This window comes from Cobetia sp. MMG027, assembly GCF_027947415.1.
Classification (GTDB): Bacteria; Pseudomonadota; Gammaproteobacteria; order Pseudomonadales; family Halomonadaceae; genus Cobetia; species Cobetia marina.
Genome location: NZ_JAQJIO010000001.1, coordinates 421,277 through 435,037, shown reverse-complemented (window position 1 = coordinate 435,037; position 13,761 = coordinate 421,277). Strand labels below are relative to the sequence as shown.

Genomic DNA, 13,761 nt, shown 5'->3' with positions numbered 1-13,761 from the left:
CAGACAGCCCGCACGACGCTGATTATCTCTTGAGTCTGCGTATACACCACTCTCCACGAGGACACGTTCATGCAACAGTTACATCACTTCATCAATGGCCAATCACAACCCGGCGATAGCGGTCGTAACGCACCAGTCTACAACCCGGCCACCGGCGAGCAGTCCGCCAGTGTGTCACTGGCCAGTGCCGAGGAAACTCGTTCCGCCATTGCTGCCGCCAGCACCGCCTTTCCTGGCTGGTCCAACACCTCGGCACTCAAGCGCTCGCGCATCCTGTTCCGCTTCAAGGCGCTGCTGGAAAAGCACAGCGACGAACTCGCCACGCTGATCTCCCGCGAGCACGGCAAGGTGCATTCGGATGCGCTTGGCGAGGTGACTCGCGGCATGGAAGTCGTCGAATTCGCCTGCGGCATGCCCCACCTGCAGAAAGGCGAGCACTCGCTGAACGTGGGCACCGGGGTGGACAGCCACTCTCTAATGCAACCGCTGGGTGTGTGTGCGGGCATCGCTCCCTTCAATTTCCCGGCCATGGTGCCGATGTGGATGTTCCCCATCGCCCTGGCCACCGGGAATACCTTCATCATGAAGCCGTCCGAGAAAGATCCCTCTGCCCCGCTGCGCATGGCGGAACTGCTGGCGGAAGCCGGCCTGCCGCCGGGCGTGTTCAACGTCGTCAATGGTGACAAGGAAGCCGTCGATGTCCTGCTGACCGATGAGCGTGTCGAAGCGGTTTCCTTTGTCGGCTCCACTCCGATCGCCGAGTACATCTATTCCACTGCCTCGGCACACGGTAAGCGAGTCCAGGCCCTGGGGGGGGCGAAGAATCACATGGTCGTGATGCCGGATGCCGATCTGGATCAGGCAGCGGATGCCCTGATGGGGGCGGCGTACGGCAGTGCTGGTGAGCGCTGCATGGCCATCTCGGTGGCAGTCCCGATCGGTGAGCAGACCGCAGAGCGACTGCGCGACAAGATCCTCGAGCGCATGGCCACTCTGCGGGTGGGGCCGGGTGAGGTCGAAGGCCAGGAAAATGACATGGGGCCACTGATCTCACGCGTGCATGCCGACAAGGTCATCGAGTTCATCGACAGCGGTGTCGAGCAAGGTGCGGAGCTGGTCGTGGATGGCCGTGACATCACGGTGCCTGGGCACGAGAACGGTTATTTCGTGGGCGCGACCCTGTTTGATCATGTGCGCCCAGACATGCGCATTTATGCCGAAGAAATCTTCGGGCCGGTCCTCTGTCTGGTCCGCCAGGAGTCACTCGACGAGGCGATTGCCCTCATCAATGCCCACGAATATGGCAATGGCACGGCCATCTTCACTCGCGATGGTGATGCTGCCCGTCAATACACCACTCGCATTCAGGTCGGCATGGTCGGCGTGAACGTACCGATCCCTGTACCGATGGCATTCCACAGCTTTGGCGGCTGGAAGCGCTCTCTCTTTGGCCCGCTTCACATGCATGGCCCGGATGGCGTGCGCTTCTATACCCGCATGAAAGCCGTCACCACCCGCTGGCCTGATGGTCTGCGCAGTGAAGCTAGCCACTTCACCATGCCGACACTCTGATCCACCACTCGCAGGGTCGGGCATGACAGCGTCATGCCCGACCGCTTTTCATTGCGCCTTGCCTGTCCGGCAAGGCACATGACCGCCATGGAGGCATGTCATGACGCACAACATGAAAGTGGGTGTCTGTACCTGGACCTTCGGCCCACTGCCGATCGAGGATATCTTCGCGCGGACCGCACGCCTGGGATTTGACGGGGTGGAACTGCATGGCGATCTCGACGCCTTCACACCAGATATGATCCGCTCCCTTTGCCAGACGCATGGGCTGGAAGTGTTCTCACTCACGCCGGGAGATTGCGATCCCGCCTCCCCCGACGCGTCGGATCGCGAGGCTGCCGAGACCTACTATCGACAGCTGATCGACTTTGCCCAGGCGATCGGCGGCGCGCGAGTCTCACTGCACGGACTCGTGGGGCGAATCCGTCCCGCAGATGGCAGTGATCAAGACAGCGAATACCGCCACCTCGTCGAAGTGCTCACTCCACTGTGTGACCATGCAGCAAGTCGCGAGGTGCCGCTCGTCTTCGAAGTTCTCAATCGCTACGAATCCCACCTCATCAACACTGCAGCCCAGTGTCGCAGGCTTATCCAGGACATCGGTTCTCCCCAGCTCAAGGTATTGCTGGATGCCTACCACATGAATATCGAAGAGCCTGACCCCGTGCGGGCGCTGGCCGAGACTGGCGATCACCTGGGGCTTTATCACGTCGCCGACTCCAATCGCGGCGGTATCGGTCAGGGGCATAGTCAGCTGGCGGATCAATTCACCCAGCTACGTGCCATGCACTATGACGGCCCAATCATCGTCGAGGCACCGGCCATGGGTCCTGACCCCTTCACGCCAGTCAAGACAGGCGATTATCTGACAACACTGGAAGATCAGTTGTCACGCAGTGTCTCGGCGCTTCGCCAGCATTTCGCGCTTGACGTACCGGCCTGAGCTTTCAGGCGCCTTACCTCCCATGGAGTGATACCTCATCACCTGCATGGGCATAACAACATCGCGGGCAGCGAGTCACGCCAACCCACTCGTCTGTCTGTTGCCATCTGCGCGGGACGCCTTCACGTCCCAACGCTGGAGATTTCACATGACTGCCAAGCTCTCGCCCGACAGGGCCGGACATTCCCTGTCACGTCAGCAACTCGGCTATCTGATACGCATCACGCTGATCGCCACTCTAGGCGGGTTGCTCTTCGGTTATGACACCGGCGTCATCTCCGGAGCCATCGGCCCCATCGCTGAATATTTCCAACTGACACCCGCGGAAAAAGGCTGGGCGGTGTCCTCCGTCGTCATCGGCTGTATCGCAGGGGCCATCAGCGCCGGCTGGATCTCCATCCGATTCGGCCGACGCAAGGCCTTCCTGATTGCCGCCATCTTGTTCCTGCTCTCCGCCATCGGCTCTGCCACGGCGACTGATTTCCACTATTACACCCTGTGGCGCATCATCGGCGGGATGGCGGTGGGACTGGCCAGTGTGGTCGCGCCGATGTACATCTCTGAAATGTCCCCCGGGCATCTGCGAGGTCGTACCGTCAGCCTGTTCCAGCAGTCAATCGTCTTCGGACAGATGGTGGTGTTCTTCGTGAACTACTTCATTGCCAAGGGCATGGCTGAACACTGGATGATCGACCATGGCTGGCGCTGGATGCTCGGGTCCGAAGCCCTGCCCGCCTTGCTGTTCGGCGCATTGCTGTTCTTCATTCCAGAATCGCCACGCTGGCTGGTGCTGAGAGGTCGTCCCGAGCAAGCCCGCAACATACTGAGCCGCTTCACTCCTGCCGAAGACCTGGACCAGACACTCAACAGCATCATCACTTCCTATCGTGACTCCTCGCGTGACAATCTCATCAGTCTACGTGAGCGCGGCCTGCTGGGGCTGGTGATACTCGGTGTCTTCATCGCCAGTGCCCAGCAACTGACCGGCATCAATGTCGTTATGTACTACGCGCCGGACGTATTGTCCTCGGTGACCGCCAGCAGTGAGGATGCCCTGCTGCAGACCTCGATCATGGGTGTCACCTTCGTAGGCGGCAACCTGCTGGGGATGTTGTTGATCGACAAGGTCGGACGTCGCCCACTGCTGATTGCCGGCAGTATCGGCAGCATGATCGGCATGTGTGCATTGGGCATCATCATCGGGCGAGATGCAGTAGGCTATGGAGCACTGTTTGCGCTGATCGTCTACGTGGTGTCCTTCGCCATTTCCTGGGGCTGTGTCTGCTGGACACTGTTGTCAGAAATCTTCCCCAACGCGATTCGTGGACGCGCCATGGCGCTGGCCGTGGCTGGCCAATGGTTCGCGGGTTTCATGGTCACACAGACCTTCCCGATGCTGCGCGAGAGTGACTGGCTCAACCACCTGTTTGGCAGCGGTTTCAGCTTCTGGCTCTATGCCGTGCTGACGCTGATGAGCCTGCTGGTGGTATTGCGCTATGTGCCGGAAACCAAGGGCAAGACCCTGGAAGAGCTTGAGAACATCACAGGCACTCGCCTCAGCAAACGTCGGCGGGCGCTTGCCAGCACGAGCTTGAGCAGCTGACGGCCATTGGTGACGCCCAGCGCCGTCTGGGCGTCATGCCCCATGAGCCCAATGACACATAAGTTGCATGCCCCATGAGCTCCTTGCCGACCACCTGATCACGTGGCCTTGGCAAGGAGCTTTCCTGTAGGGATCCCGGGTGAGGAAAATTCAGCAGCACAGCACAGGGCACCCTCCTGGCATTGCACATGCGCTCAATACGCCATCTGCCCCACGAATCCGGCCTCATCTCGAATCCCTACGCGATTACCATCCGGGTCATGCAGATGGATCGTCCTCCCCCAGGGCGTCTCTTCGATCTCGGCATCGATCCCCCATGCCCTGACCTCCGCCAAGGCCTTTTCGATGTCGCTGACATTGAAGCGCAGCTTGGCGCTACCTTGCTCGGGACTCTTGCCTCCCTCAATCGCCCTTCCGCCCTGCTCGATCATCAAATATCCGTCTCCATAGGCCAGGCAGGTCAGCCTGAAACCGCCATCTTCCTTGCTGAAAAGAGGCGGCAGTTCAAAAAGGCCCTGGTAGAACGCGACACACTCATCGAACCGCTCTGTATTCAATATCAGGCCATGCCGTGCGACGTTATGCTTCATCCCTGTGTCCTCTGGAAGCAGCTCGGGGTCTCTTGAGCATGCCACCGATGACAAGGCAGGACGATGTCGCTTTCACAAGAATACGCTCCCGCCGGCACATGAAGATTGCCAGCGGGAGCGTCGCGCGACAGAGTGATGGAAAGCCTTGAGCGCTGCTGAGTTACTCCGTTGTCAGCGGCAAACCTTGACGCGCCAACCGGCGACGACGCTTGCTGAGACGAGTCCCGGTGATGTCTTCCAGCTCTTCCAGGGTCTTGCCCTTGGTTTCCGGTACGTAACGCAGCACGATCAGCAGACTGAGGAAGGTCAGCACCGCATAGAGCCAGAAGCTAAAACCGCCACCGACCAGCTCATTGAGGAAGTCGCTCTGGCGCATCATCGGGAAGGTCTGGGTGACGATGAAGCCGAGCAACCACTGTGCGGCGACAGCCAGTGACATCGCGCGTGCGCGAATCGCATTGGGAAATATCTCGGAGACCAGTGTCCAGCAGACACACCCCCAGGAGATGGCAAACGAGACGACATAGACGATCAGGGCGATCAAGGCGCTGATGCCCGGTTCGCCATTGCCGATCACGACGCCGAGGAAGGTCATGCCGACGATGCTGCCCAGACTCCCCGCAATCAACAGCGGACGACGGCCAACCTTGTCGATCAGCAGCATGCCCAGCAGATTACCGGCGACGAAGGTCACCCCCATGATGGAGGTCTGGAACAGAGCATCTTCATTGCTGGAAGTGACAGCGGACAACACATCCGGAGCGTAGTACATCACCACATTGATGCCGGTCAGTTGCTGAGCAGCCGCGATGAAGACTCCGATGGCCACCAGCCCTAGCATCCCCTTGGTACGCAGAGATGCATGGCGCTTGTTCTCGTTGTGCTGGAAGGATTTCTGGATCTCGCCCAGCGTGCGTTCAATGGCATCACCATGATAGAAACGCGCCAAGACGCGGCGGGCATCGTCCAGGCGCCCTTTCAGCACCAACCAACGCGGAGATTCGGGAACGAAGGGAATCAGCACGGCGAACAGGAGGGAAATGATTGCTTCAGATCCCAACATCCAGCGCCAACCGTGATTCAGAATCCAGGTTTCCGCCATGCCCTTGGCGATGAAGTAGTTCACGAAGAACACCACCATCTGACCAAAGACCACGGACTGCTGAAACAGGCTGACGGTGCGACCGCGCATATAGCCCGGAGACATCTCAGAGATGTACATCGGTGCCATGACGCTGGCCATCCCGACCGCCAGTCCACCCAGAATGCGCCACCAGATGTAGGCATCAAAGGTGCTCGCCAGACCAGAGCCCAGTGCTGATGCAGTAAACATCAATGCTGACAGCATGAAGACGGCCTTGCGCCCATAGGCAATGGACAACCGTCCGGCGATAAGTGCGCCACCAATACAGCCGATGACGACGGAGGAGACTGCCCAGCCCTTCTCGGCGGCAGACAGGTCGAAATATTGCGCGATGGGACCGATGGCCCCAGAGATGACGCCGGTGTCATAACCGAACAGCAGGCCACCGAGGGCGGCCACCAGAATGATCTTGATCAAGAAGACAAGCTGCGCCGGCGTCAGCTTTTCTTGATGACTGGATGAGGCGGGATTGGCTGATTCTGTAGGAGTATCGCTATCGGGGTGCGAAGTGGGCATGACGACCTCTCGTGATCGATTGTTATAGTATTACGAGAACTGCTGAGGCAGATGTGGCTCGAGTGCTCGTGGCATCTGACGCACCACGCTATCGAGACAAGTCATTGCTGTACCTTCCGTGCCCTGCCGTCTTCTGGCGTGATGACGACAGGGCTTCATGCGGATCAGGCTTCCGCCAGGCCCTTTTCAAGAATGCTGCGTTCAATGAATTCACGACTTTCGCGGGCATTTTCCAGCGCGCTGTTGTCCTTGGTCGGGTCCACGTCCTGCTCGACGGTGATCCAGCCTTGATAGCCGATGGATTCCAGGCTCTCGCGGACCGCGTCAAAGTCGACACAGCCCTGGCCCAGCGGGCAGAACACGCCCTGGCCGATGGCGGTATAGAAGTCGATGCCGTCCTTCACCACGCTTTCGAGTACTGGCGCCTGAATATCCTTGAAGTGGATATAGGCGACGCGCTCGCCATAGGTGCGAATCAGCTCGGCCGGATTGATGCCCGCATAGGTGCAGTGCCCGGTATCGATGCACAACTTGACCAGATCAGCATCCAGTTCAGCCATCGCACGGTCCACTTCATCGCGATACTCGATGTAGGTGCCGGCATGCGGATGAAGCACCGGTGTGACCGCATATTCCTGACAGATTTCCGCCACCTGCCGGATAGTGACCATCATCTCGTTCCACTGCGCATCATCGAGCCGGGTCGCGGTTTCCTGCTGACCGGCTTCATCGGTACGTGGCGAGCTGACATGGTCGATGATGACCATGTAGTTGCCCTGCTGAGGCTTGAGTACCTCACAGGTCGCACGGGTGTAATCCAGGATTTCCTGACGACGTGACGCGTCATGCAGATGCTTGAAGATGGTACCGGCGATCAGTTCGAGCCCTCGGCTGTCCAACGCGGACGCCAGTGCTGCCTGCTCGGTCGGCAGGTAATTGAGTGGGCCAAGCTCCGTCGCCTTGAAACCAGCACCGGCGATTTCGTCGAGCACGGTCTGCCAGCTGGGATTGGCGGGGTTGTCGGCAAACTCGATACCCCAGGAACACGGTGCGTTGGAAAGCTTGATGTGCATGATGATGTCCTTCTTCTTGGCGTTGTCGTTGTCTTTCGGGATGACCATCGTCAGTGACGTGGAAACGAGGCCTCACATCGGGTGCCGACCGAGTGGCAGCGGTGGAACCGACATGAGGCGCTCCTGATGTCGCAGTCAGATCAGAACGCGACCCAGCGATTCTCGTTGTCAGAGGATTCCACACAGCACTCCAGCAACCGCACGCCTTCGATGCCTGCATCGATATTGGGGAACCAGAGAGACTCCAGCTCCTGCTCCGACAGGCCAAGGTGTTGAGTGCCTGTGCCGTTACGTCGTGCTTCAGCGCCCTGCATAGCGAGTGCATAACGGTGATAGACATTGGCCCAGGATTCGAAGAAGCCTTCCGCGTGGCCGCCGCCGATGCGATTGCTGTTCACGGCGTTGTCGCCCTCGGCCAGATAGCCCATGCCACGTTCCAGAATCCGTACCGGTTCGCCCTGGACCTCGTAGCGCAGCTGGTTGGGATATTCATCCCACCATTCGATACTGGCCTTCTCTCCCACCACACGAATCTTCTGTTGATGCATGGAGCCCGCATTCACCGCACTAGCCCACAGTGACCCCACCGCGCCGTTCTGGTACTGGAGCAACACCTGGGCGTTGTCTTCCAGCGGCGCCCGCGAGGCCACGAAGCTCTGGCGGTGGCACATCAGGCGTTCGACCTTGAGTCCGGTGATGAACTGGCCGGCATAGAAGATGTGCGTCCCGAGATCCCCCAGCACATAGGTCGGCCCGGAAACGGCAGGACTGGTGCGCCACTTGGCGCCACTGCTGACCTGTTCGACCGGCTGGCTATGGAAGCCATGGGCAAATTGCATGTTGACCATGCGCACCTGCCCCAGCTCACCCGACTGCACCATGGCGCGGGCCTGGTGAAGCATCTGATAGCCGCTGTAGCCATACATGACACCGAAGACCAGACCGCGCGCCTGTGCTTCAGCCTTGAGCTCCTCTGCCTCGGTAACCGTGAAGGTCACCGGCTTTTCACAGATCACATGCAGGCCAGCCTTGAGCGCTGCCAGGCTGATGGCATGGTGGGTACTGTTAGGTGTGGCGATGCTGACGGCTTGAATGCCATCGTCGCGGGCAGCTTCGGCCTCGAAGAGGCTGGCGTAATCCGGGTAGCAACGCTCCGGGTCCAGTCCCAGGTTGGTACCGAATTCACGCCCGCGTTCCGCGTCGAGATCGAAGGCACCGGCGACCAGTCGAAAGAGTCCATCGCGATGCGCGGCGGCGCGGTGGGCATGACCGATTTCACTGCCACGGCCACCACCGACCATGGCCCAGCGCAGCGGCGCGAGATTGTGTTCTTCATTGAACATCAGGGATTCTCCTGGCAAATGCATGGGTGCTGATAATTGGCGTTGTCATTGCAAAGGTGTTCATGAAGCCCGTTGCTGCGTGCGCCGGGCCTCACGACTCACGCAGAATCAAAACCCCGCAGAATCAGAGACCGCGGCGCTGATGGACACGACCGGCATTCATGGCGGCCACCTGCGCTTGATCCACGTCCTCGCGGACGACTTCCGGTAGCCCCACATCCCACCAGCAGTCACAGGAAGACCACTTGGTGGAATCGATATCCACCACGATGACGTAGGTGCGTGGGCTTTCCTTGGCGCGCTGGTAAGCGGCCCGAAAATCACTGATGTCACTCAGATGCTCACCATAGGCACCTTGCGACTGGGCATGCTGGAGGAAGTCGACGCGTACCAGCTCGTCGGCCTGGCTACGACAATCGGCCAGCATGTTGTTGAAGGAAGGATTGCCGCTGTTGTTCTGCAGCTTGTTGATGACCGCGAAACCAGCGTTATCACAGACGACAACGATCATCTTGTGGCCAGTCAGTACCGAGCTATAGATATCGGAATTCATCATCATGTAGGAGCCGTCGCCGACCAGGACCACGACTTCGTTGTCGGGGTTGGCGATCTTGGCACCCCAGCCGCCGGCCACTTCGTAACCCATGCAGGAGAAGCCGAACTCGATGTCGAACTTGCCAAGCTGCTTGCTCTGCCAGTTCATGTTCAGCTCTGCCGGCAGGCCACCCGCCGCGGTCAGCACGGTATCACCGGGCTCCTGCACCGCATTGACGCTGGCAATGACCTGAGCGTAGGACGCCATCTGCCCCGCCACGATCTCCCCGCGGTTGGCGCACAGGGATTTCCACTCGGCGACTTCGGCCTGACCTTTTTCCAGCCAGCGCTGATCCGCCTGCCATTCACCCAACCCTGAATCAAGGCGCGCCAGCGTGTGTCGAGCATCGCCGATGACCGCCAGGGCGCGATGCTTGATGGCATCCATATGCGCCACATTGACGGACACGATCTTCAGCGCCGGATTGCGAAATACCGACCAGGACCCAGTGGTGAAGTCCTGCAGACGTGTGCCGATGGCTACCAGCACATCACATTCCGCTGCCATGGCATTGGCGGAATTCGAGCCGGTCACGCCGATGGGGCCTATATTGCAGGGGTGAGATTGCAGAAGGGAAGAACGCCCTGCGATGGTCTCAACCACCGGGATATTGCGACGCTGAGCAAACTCCGCCAGCAACTGATTGGCTTCGGAATAATGAACGCCACCGCCAGCGATAATCAGCGGATTCTCCGCCTTTTCCAGCAGGGAAATGGCATCCTGTACAGCACGCGTATCGGCTTCCGGACGACGAATATGATGGATACATTCTTCGAAGAGTTCCTCTGGATATTCATAGGCAACGCCCTGAATATCCTGTGGCAATGAAATCATGACCGGGCCGCAATTGGCGGGATCCGTCAGCGTCGCGATCGCTGTCGGCAAGGACTGCATGATCTGTGCGGGATGAGTGATGCGATCCCAATAGCGAGTGACGGGCTTGAAGGCATCATTGACGCTCAGGCTGGGCTGATGGGCATGCTCGACCTGCTGCAGCACCGGGTCTGGCAGGCGTGAGACATGGGCATCGCCGGCGAACATCAGCAACGGAAGGCGGTTGGTGTGCGCAATACCCGCCGCCGTGATCATGTTGGTGGCACCCGGCCCGATGGAGGTGCTGGCGACCCCGATTCGCTGGCGCTTGTTGGCCTTGGCGTAGGCAACGGCGGCAACCGCCATGGACTGCTCATTCTGGCCGCGCCAGATCGGGATCGTGTCCTGGATGTTGTGCAGCTGCTGCCCCAGACAGGTCACGTTACCGTGGCCAAAGATGGCGAACCCGCAACCGAACAAGGTCTCGACCTTACCGTCGATGTCGATCTTCTGCGCCGCCAGATATCTGGCGATGGCTTCGGAGACGGTCAATTTTATCGTTTTCATTCCTCTCTCCCGACGAGCATATGGCGTTGTTTTATTGTGTGCATTCAGGTCGAAAAATCGGCACCTGAAGCTCAGTGATCATGACGCAGCAAAATGATGGTCAGCGCTGAATTCTTCACCGTTTGAAAAGACACTAGCAGTGCTTGAAAACGTTTTCACCCAAATTTCAAAAAAAAGGCCCCGCCTTGGATCAAAGTTCAATAAGGTCATTCATGCATGATTGAAGTGGCCTATCCGACAGGCAGAAAAGACATGTTTCACCTATCGAGAGGCGTATCAGCAACGTCACCTTTTCCCGGCCCTCTTCCCCACGACATAGCCCATTTAGACCAGCCCATTTAGACCAGTCCACCATCCACGATATAGGTTTGCGCGGTGATCATCCGGCTATCGTCCGCGGCCAGAAACAGCACCATCCGTGCGACGTCTTCCGGCTGCACACGTTGATGCAGACTCTGATTTTCCAGCACCTGGCGCTCAAGCTCCGGGTCCCACCACAAGGCTTTCTGGCGCTCGGTGATGACCCATCCCGGCAAGACCGTATTTACGCGAATTCCGGCGTCTCCCATGTCACGCGACAGTGTCCGCGTCAGGCCGATGGTAGCGGCCTTGGCGCTCGAGTAGCCCGTGATATCACGCGAACGCCGCAAGAAACTGGGAGAGCTGAAGTTGATGATCGATCCGCCGCCCGCTGCCTGCATGCCAGCAAACACCGCCTGGCTTGCGAAGACTACATGTCGCAGGTTGGTAGCCTGCAGGTTGTCCCATGTCTCGACATCCAACTCCGACAAAGGCACACGCGTATCCCGAGCCGCATTGTTGATCAGTACTTCAATCGTCCCGAACTCATCAGCGGCAGTACAGATCACAGCACGAAGCTGTGTAATATCGGTCACGTCACAATGCTGATAGCGTACCTTCCCACCTGTGCCTGAGAGCTGCTCCGCCAGCGCTTCGCCTGCCGCATCATCGATATCGACAAAGCTCACACAGGCCTGTTGCTTGCAGAAATGCTCGACCAGCGTGGCGCCAATGCCACTCGCGCCTCCACTGATGAAGACATGTCGCCCCTCAAGACTCGGATAACGTGCAAATTGACTCATGTTGGCTCTCCTCTCCTATCGCGGGTTCGTGACTTGCAGGTAACGCACGCCTCGATCAATACCCTTCGCGGTGATCCGTCTCGCGCTCCATGGCACTCAACAACTCGCGGGCCCCTGCCATCAGCAGACGAGTATCTGACCCGACGGTGACGAGGTCACAGCCACGTGCCAGCATTCGCTTCGCATGCGCAGCCCCCCCATTGTGGATACCGACGATCTTGTCATGCAGACGAGCCCGCTCGATGAGCTGACCGATCAAGGCATCCATCGGGCCATCCCCGTGATCGAACCCCGGAGCATGGCCATGAGAGAGCGCCAGATCCGCGGGACCGATATAGAGGCCATCCAGCCCCTCGACAGCGAGAATTTCCTCGAGGTTCGCCACGCCTTCGCGGGTCTCGATCATGCCCAGCACCAGCATCTCGTCGTTGGCATGACGGGCATAATCCGCACCGCCATACAGCATGGCGCGATGAGGGCCGAAGCTGCGCATTCCCAGCGGGGGATAACGACAGGCAGCCACCAGTGCCCGGGCGTCTTCCGCGTTGTTGATCAAGGGAGCAATCACTCCATAGGCACCGGCATCCAGCACCTTCATGATCAAACCGGGTTCCAGGCTCGGCACCCGCACCAGCGGAACGGTGTCAGTGGTGGAGATGGCCGTCAGCATCGGCAGCAGATCGCTGTAATCGATCACTCCGTGCTGCAGGTCGATGGTCAGGCTGTCCCAGCCCTGATGGGCCATGATCTCTGCCGAGAAGGCACACGGCATGGAGAGCCAGCCATTCACCACGCCCTCCTTTTGGGCAATGCGTTGCTTAAGACGATTGAGGCGCATGGGATCTCCCTCTGAAGTTCATCAATGGTGGCAGTCACAAGGGACAGGTCACTCATGAGGCTCACGAATCGTGACCCGAGAGGGGGAGCGTCCCCCACTCGGCATGTCGGGTGATGCTGGAGAGCGAGAGGCAAAGGCGGCGACGGGGACGCCCGGTACCTCGACCTCCAGCGCGAAGACGCTGCCGGACAAGGGGGCCGCGGCCAGCGCCTCAGGGCTCATGCCCTTGCGCAAGGTGGTCACGTAAAGCGTTGTCATATCGGCCCCGCCGAAGCACGGCATGGTCGGGCCGGGACATGGCAGGGGGACCTGGCGCGCCAGACGTCCCTCGGCATCCCAGTAATTGAGTACTCCGCCAAAGACGCCTGCACTCCAGTAGCCTCCCGCCATATCCATCGCTCCGCCATCGGGGCGGCCGTGCAGTGCAGGCTGGGTCTCGGCGAATACACGCGGTGTGCCCATGACACCACTTTCCGGGCAGTAGTCCGCGACATGGATGGTGTCGCGTCGCGTATCCGCAAAAAGCATGCGCTGTCCATCAGCGCTCCAGGCCAGGCCATTGGCGACGATGAGGCCTGACTGCAGCCGTTGGGTTTGTCCAGTGGGAGCGACATCATAAAAATGCCCCAGCGGCCGTGAACGACTCGCCTCATCCATGGTGCCGATCACGAAGTGTCCATTCGGCGCGACCTTGCCGTCATTGAAGCGCGTGCCAGCCAACGGCTCTTCGGGTGGGCAGGCCAGGAACTCCAATGCACCAGACGCGAAATCGAGCAGATGGATTCCCGAGCGCATGGCAACGATCAGACGCCCATCGACACAGCGCCCGAAAGCCCCCAGCGTCTCAGGCAGCACGCGACGCTCTCGCTTGCCATCACTCAGGCAGTAGCGCTCGATCGCCGGGGCATAAAGGTCTGCCCAGAACAGGCTGTTGCGACTGGCATCCCAGACCGGGGATTCCCCCAACTCCGCCCGGGTTTCTATCAGCAGTTCGATTTCCGCCATTTTCTGGACTCCCGTCGACGATGGCCATGGCACCTGCGTGGGCGCACACCTTCCCG

At 59.5% G+C, this 13,761-nt stretch carries 11 protein-coding genes; 3 read left to right on the top strand and 8 right to left on the bottom strand.

The window, feature by feature from the left end; translation table 11 throughout:
- Nucleotides 1-69: 69 nt before the first annotated feature.
- From PJK54_RS01840 to PJK54_RS01830, 3 genes are all read left to right on the top strand, one after another.
- Entirely contained in the window at nt 70-1,572 is a 1,503-nt protein-coding gene (locus PJK54_RS01840) for a CoA-acylating methylmalonate-semialdehyde dehydrogenase (RefSeq protein ID WP_216061561.1), read from the top strand.
- Nucleotides 1,573-1,672: 100 nt separating this feature from the next.
- Nucleotides 1,673-2,515, top strand: coding sequence for a sugar phosphate isomerase/epimerase family protein (locus PJK54_RS01835; RefSeq protein ID WP_271302093.1), 843 nt, complete (start codon nt 1,673-1,675; stop codon nt 2,513-2,515).
- A gap of 148 nt (nt 2,516-2,663) precedes the next feature.
- Nucleotides 2,664-4,118, top strand: a complete 1,455-nt coding sequence (locus PJK54_RS01830) for a sugar porter family MFS transporter (protein WP_271302092.1) — start codon at nt 2,664-2,666, stop codon at nt 4,116-4,118.
- Between the two features lie 194 nt (nt 4,119-4,312).
- Here PJK54_RS01830 and PJK54_RS01825 read toward each other — a convergent pair whose 3' ends face one another.
- The 8 genes from PJK54_RS01825 to PJK54_RS01790 all read right to left on the bottom strand — a co-directional run bounded on the left by PJK54_RS01825 (nt 4,313) and on the right by PJK54_RS01790 (nt 13,705).
- Nucleotides 4,313-4,708 (bottom strand): VOC family protein, encoded by a 396-nt coding sequence (locus PJK54_RS01825; RefSeq protein WP_271302091.1) that lies wholly within the window; start codon nt 4,706-4,708, stop codon nt 4,313-4,315.
- Between the two features lie 160 nt (nt 4,709-4,868).
- Nucleotides 4,869-6,368, bottom strand: a complete 1,500-nt coding sequence (locus PJK54_RS01820; RefSeq protein ID WP_271302090.1) for a sugar porter family MFS transporter — start codon at nt 6,366-6,368, stop codon at nt 4,869-4,871.
- A 164-nt stretch (nt 6,369-6,532) separates the two neighbouring features.
- On the bottom strand, nt 6,533-7,489 hold the full coding sequence (locus tag PJK54_RS01815; protein ID WP_258038180.1) for a sugar phosphate isomerase/epimerase: 957 nt from the start codon (nt 7,487-7,489) through the stop codon (nt 6,533-6,535).
- A 92-nt stretch (nt 7,490-7,581) separates the two neighbouring features.
- A complete protein-coding gene (locus PJK54_RS01810; RefSeq protein ID WP_271302089.1) occupies nt 7,582-8,784 on the bottom strand; it encodes a Gfo/Idh/MocA family protein in 1,203 nt (400 codons plus the stop codon).
- A gap of 124 nt (nt 8,785-8,908) precedes the next feature.
- On the bottom strand, nt 8,909-10,759 hold the full coding sequence (gene iolD, locus PJK54_RS01805) for a 3D-(3,5/4)-trihydroxycyclohexane-1,2-dione acylhydrolase (decyclizing) (RefSeq protein WP_271302088.1): 1,851 nt from the start codon (nt 10,757-10,759) through the stop codon (nt 8,909-8,911).
- A 338-nt stretch (nt 10,760-11,097) separates the two neighbouring features.
- The gene (locus tag PJK54_RS01800; RefSeq protein WP_084208925.1) at nt 11,098-11,862 is read right to left on the bottom strand and encodes an SDR family NAD(P)-dependent oxidoreductase; all 765 of its coding nucleotides are present in this window, start codon (nt 11,860-11,862) and stop codon (nt 11,098-11,100) included.
- A 55-nt stretch (nt 11,863-11,917) separates the two neighbouring features.
- Complete coding sequence (locus PJK54_RS01795; protein ID WP_271302087.1) at nt 11,918-12,700, bottom strand: HpcH/HpaI aldolase family protein; 783 nt, start codon at nt 12,698-12,700, stop codon at nt 11,918-11,920.
- A 48-nt stretch (nt 12,701-12,748) separates the two neighbouring features.
- Nucleotides 12,749-13,705, bottom strand: coding sequence for an SMP-30/gluconolactonase/LRE family protein (locus PJK54_RS01790; RefSeq protein WP_271302086.1), 957 nt, complete (start codon nt 13,703-13,705; stop codon nt 12,749-12,751).
- Between the last annotated feature and the right edge of the window lie 56 nt (nt 13,706-13,761).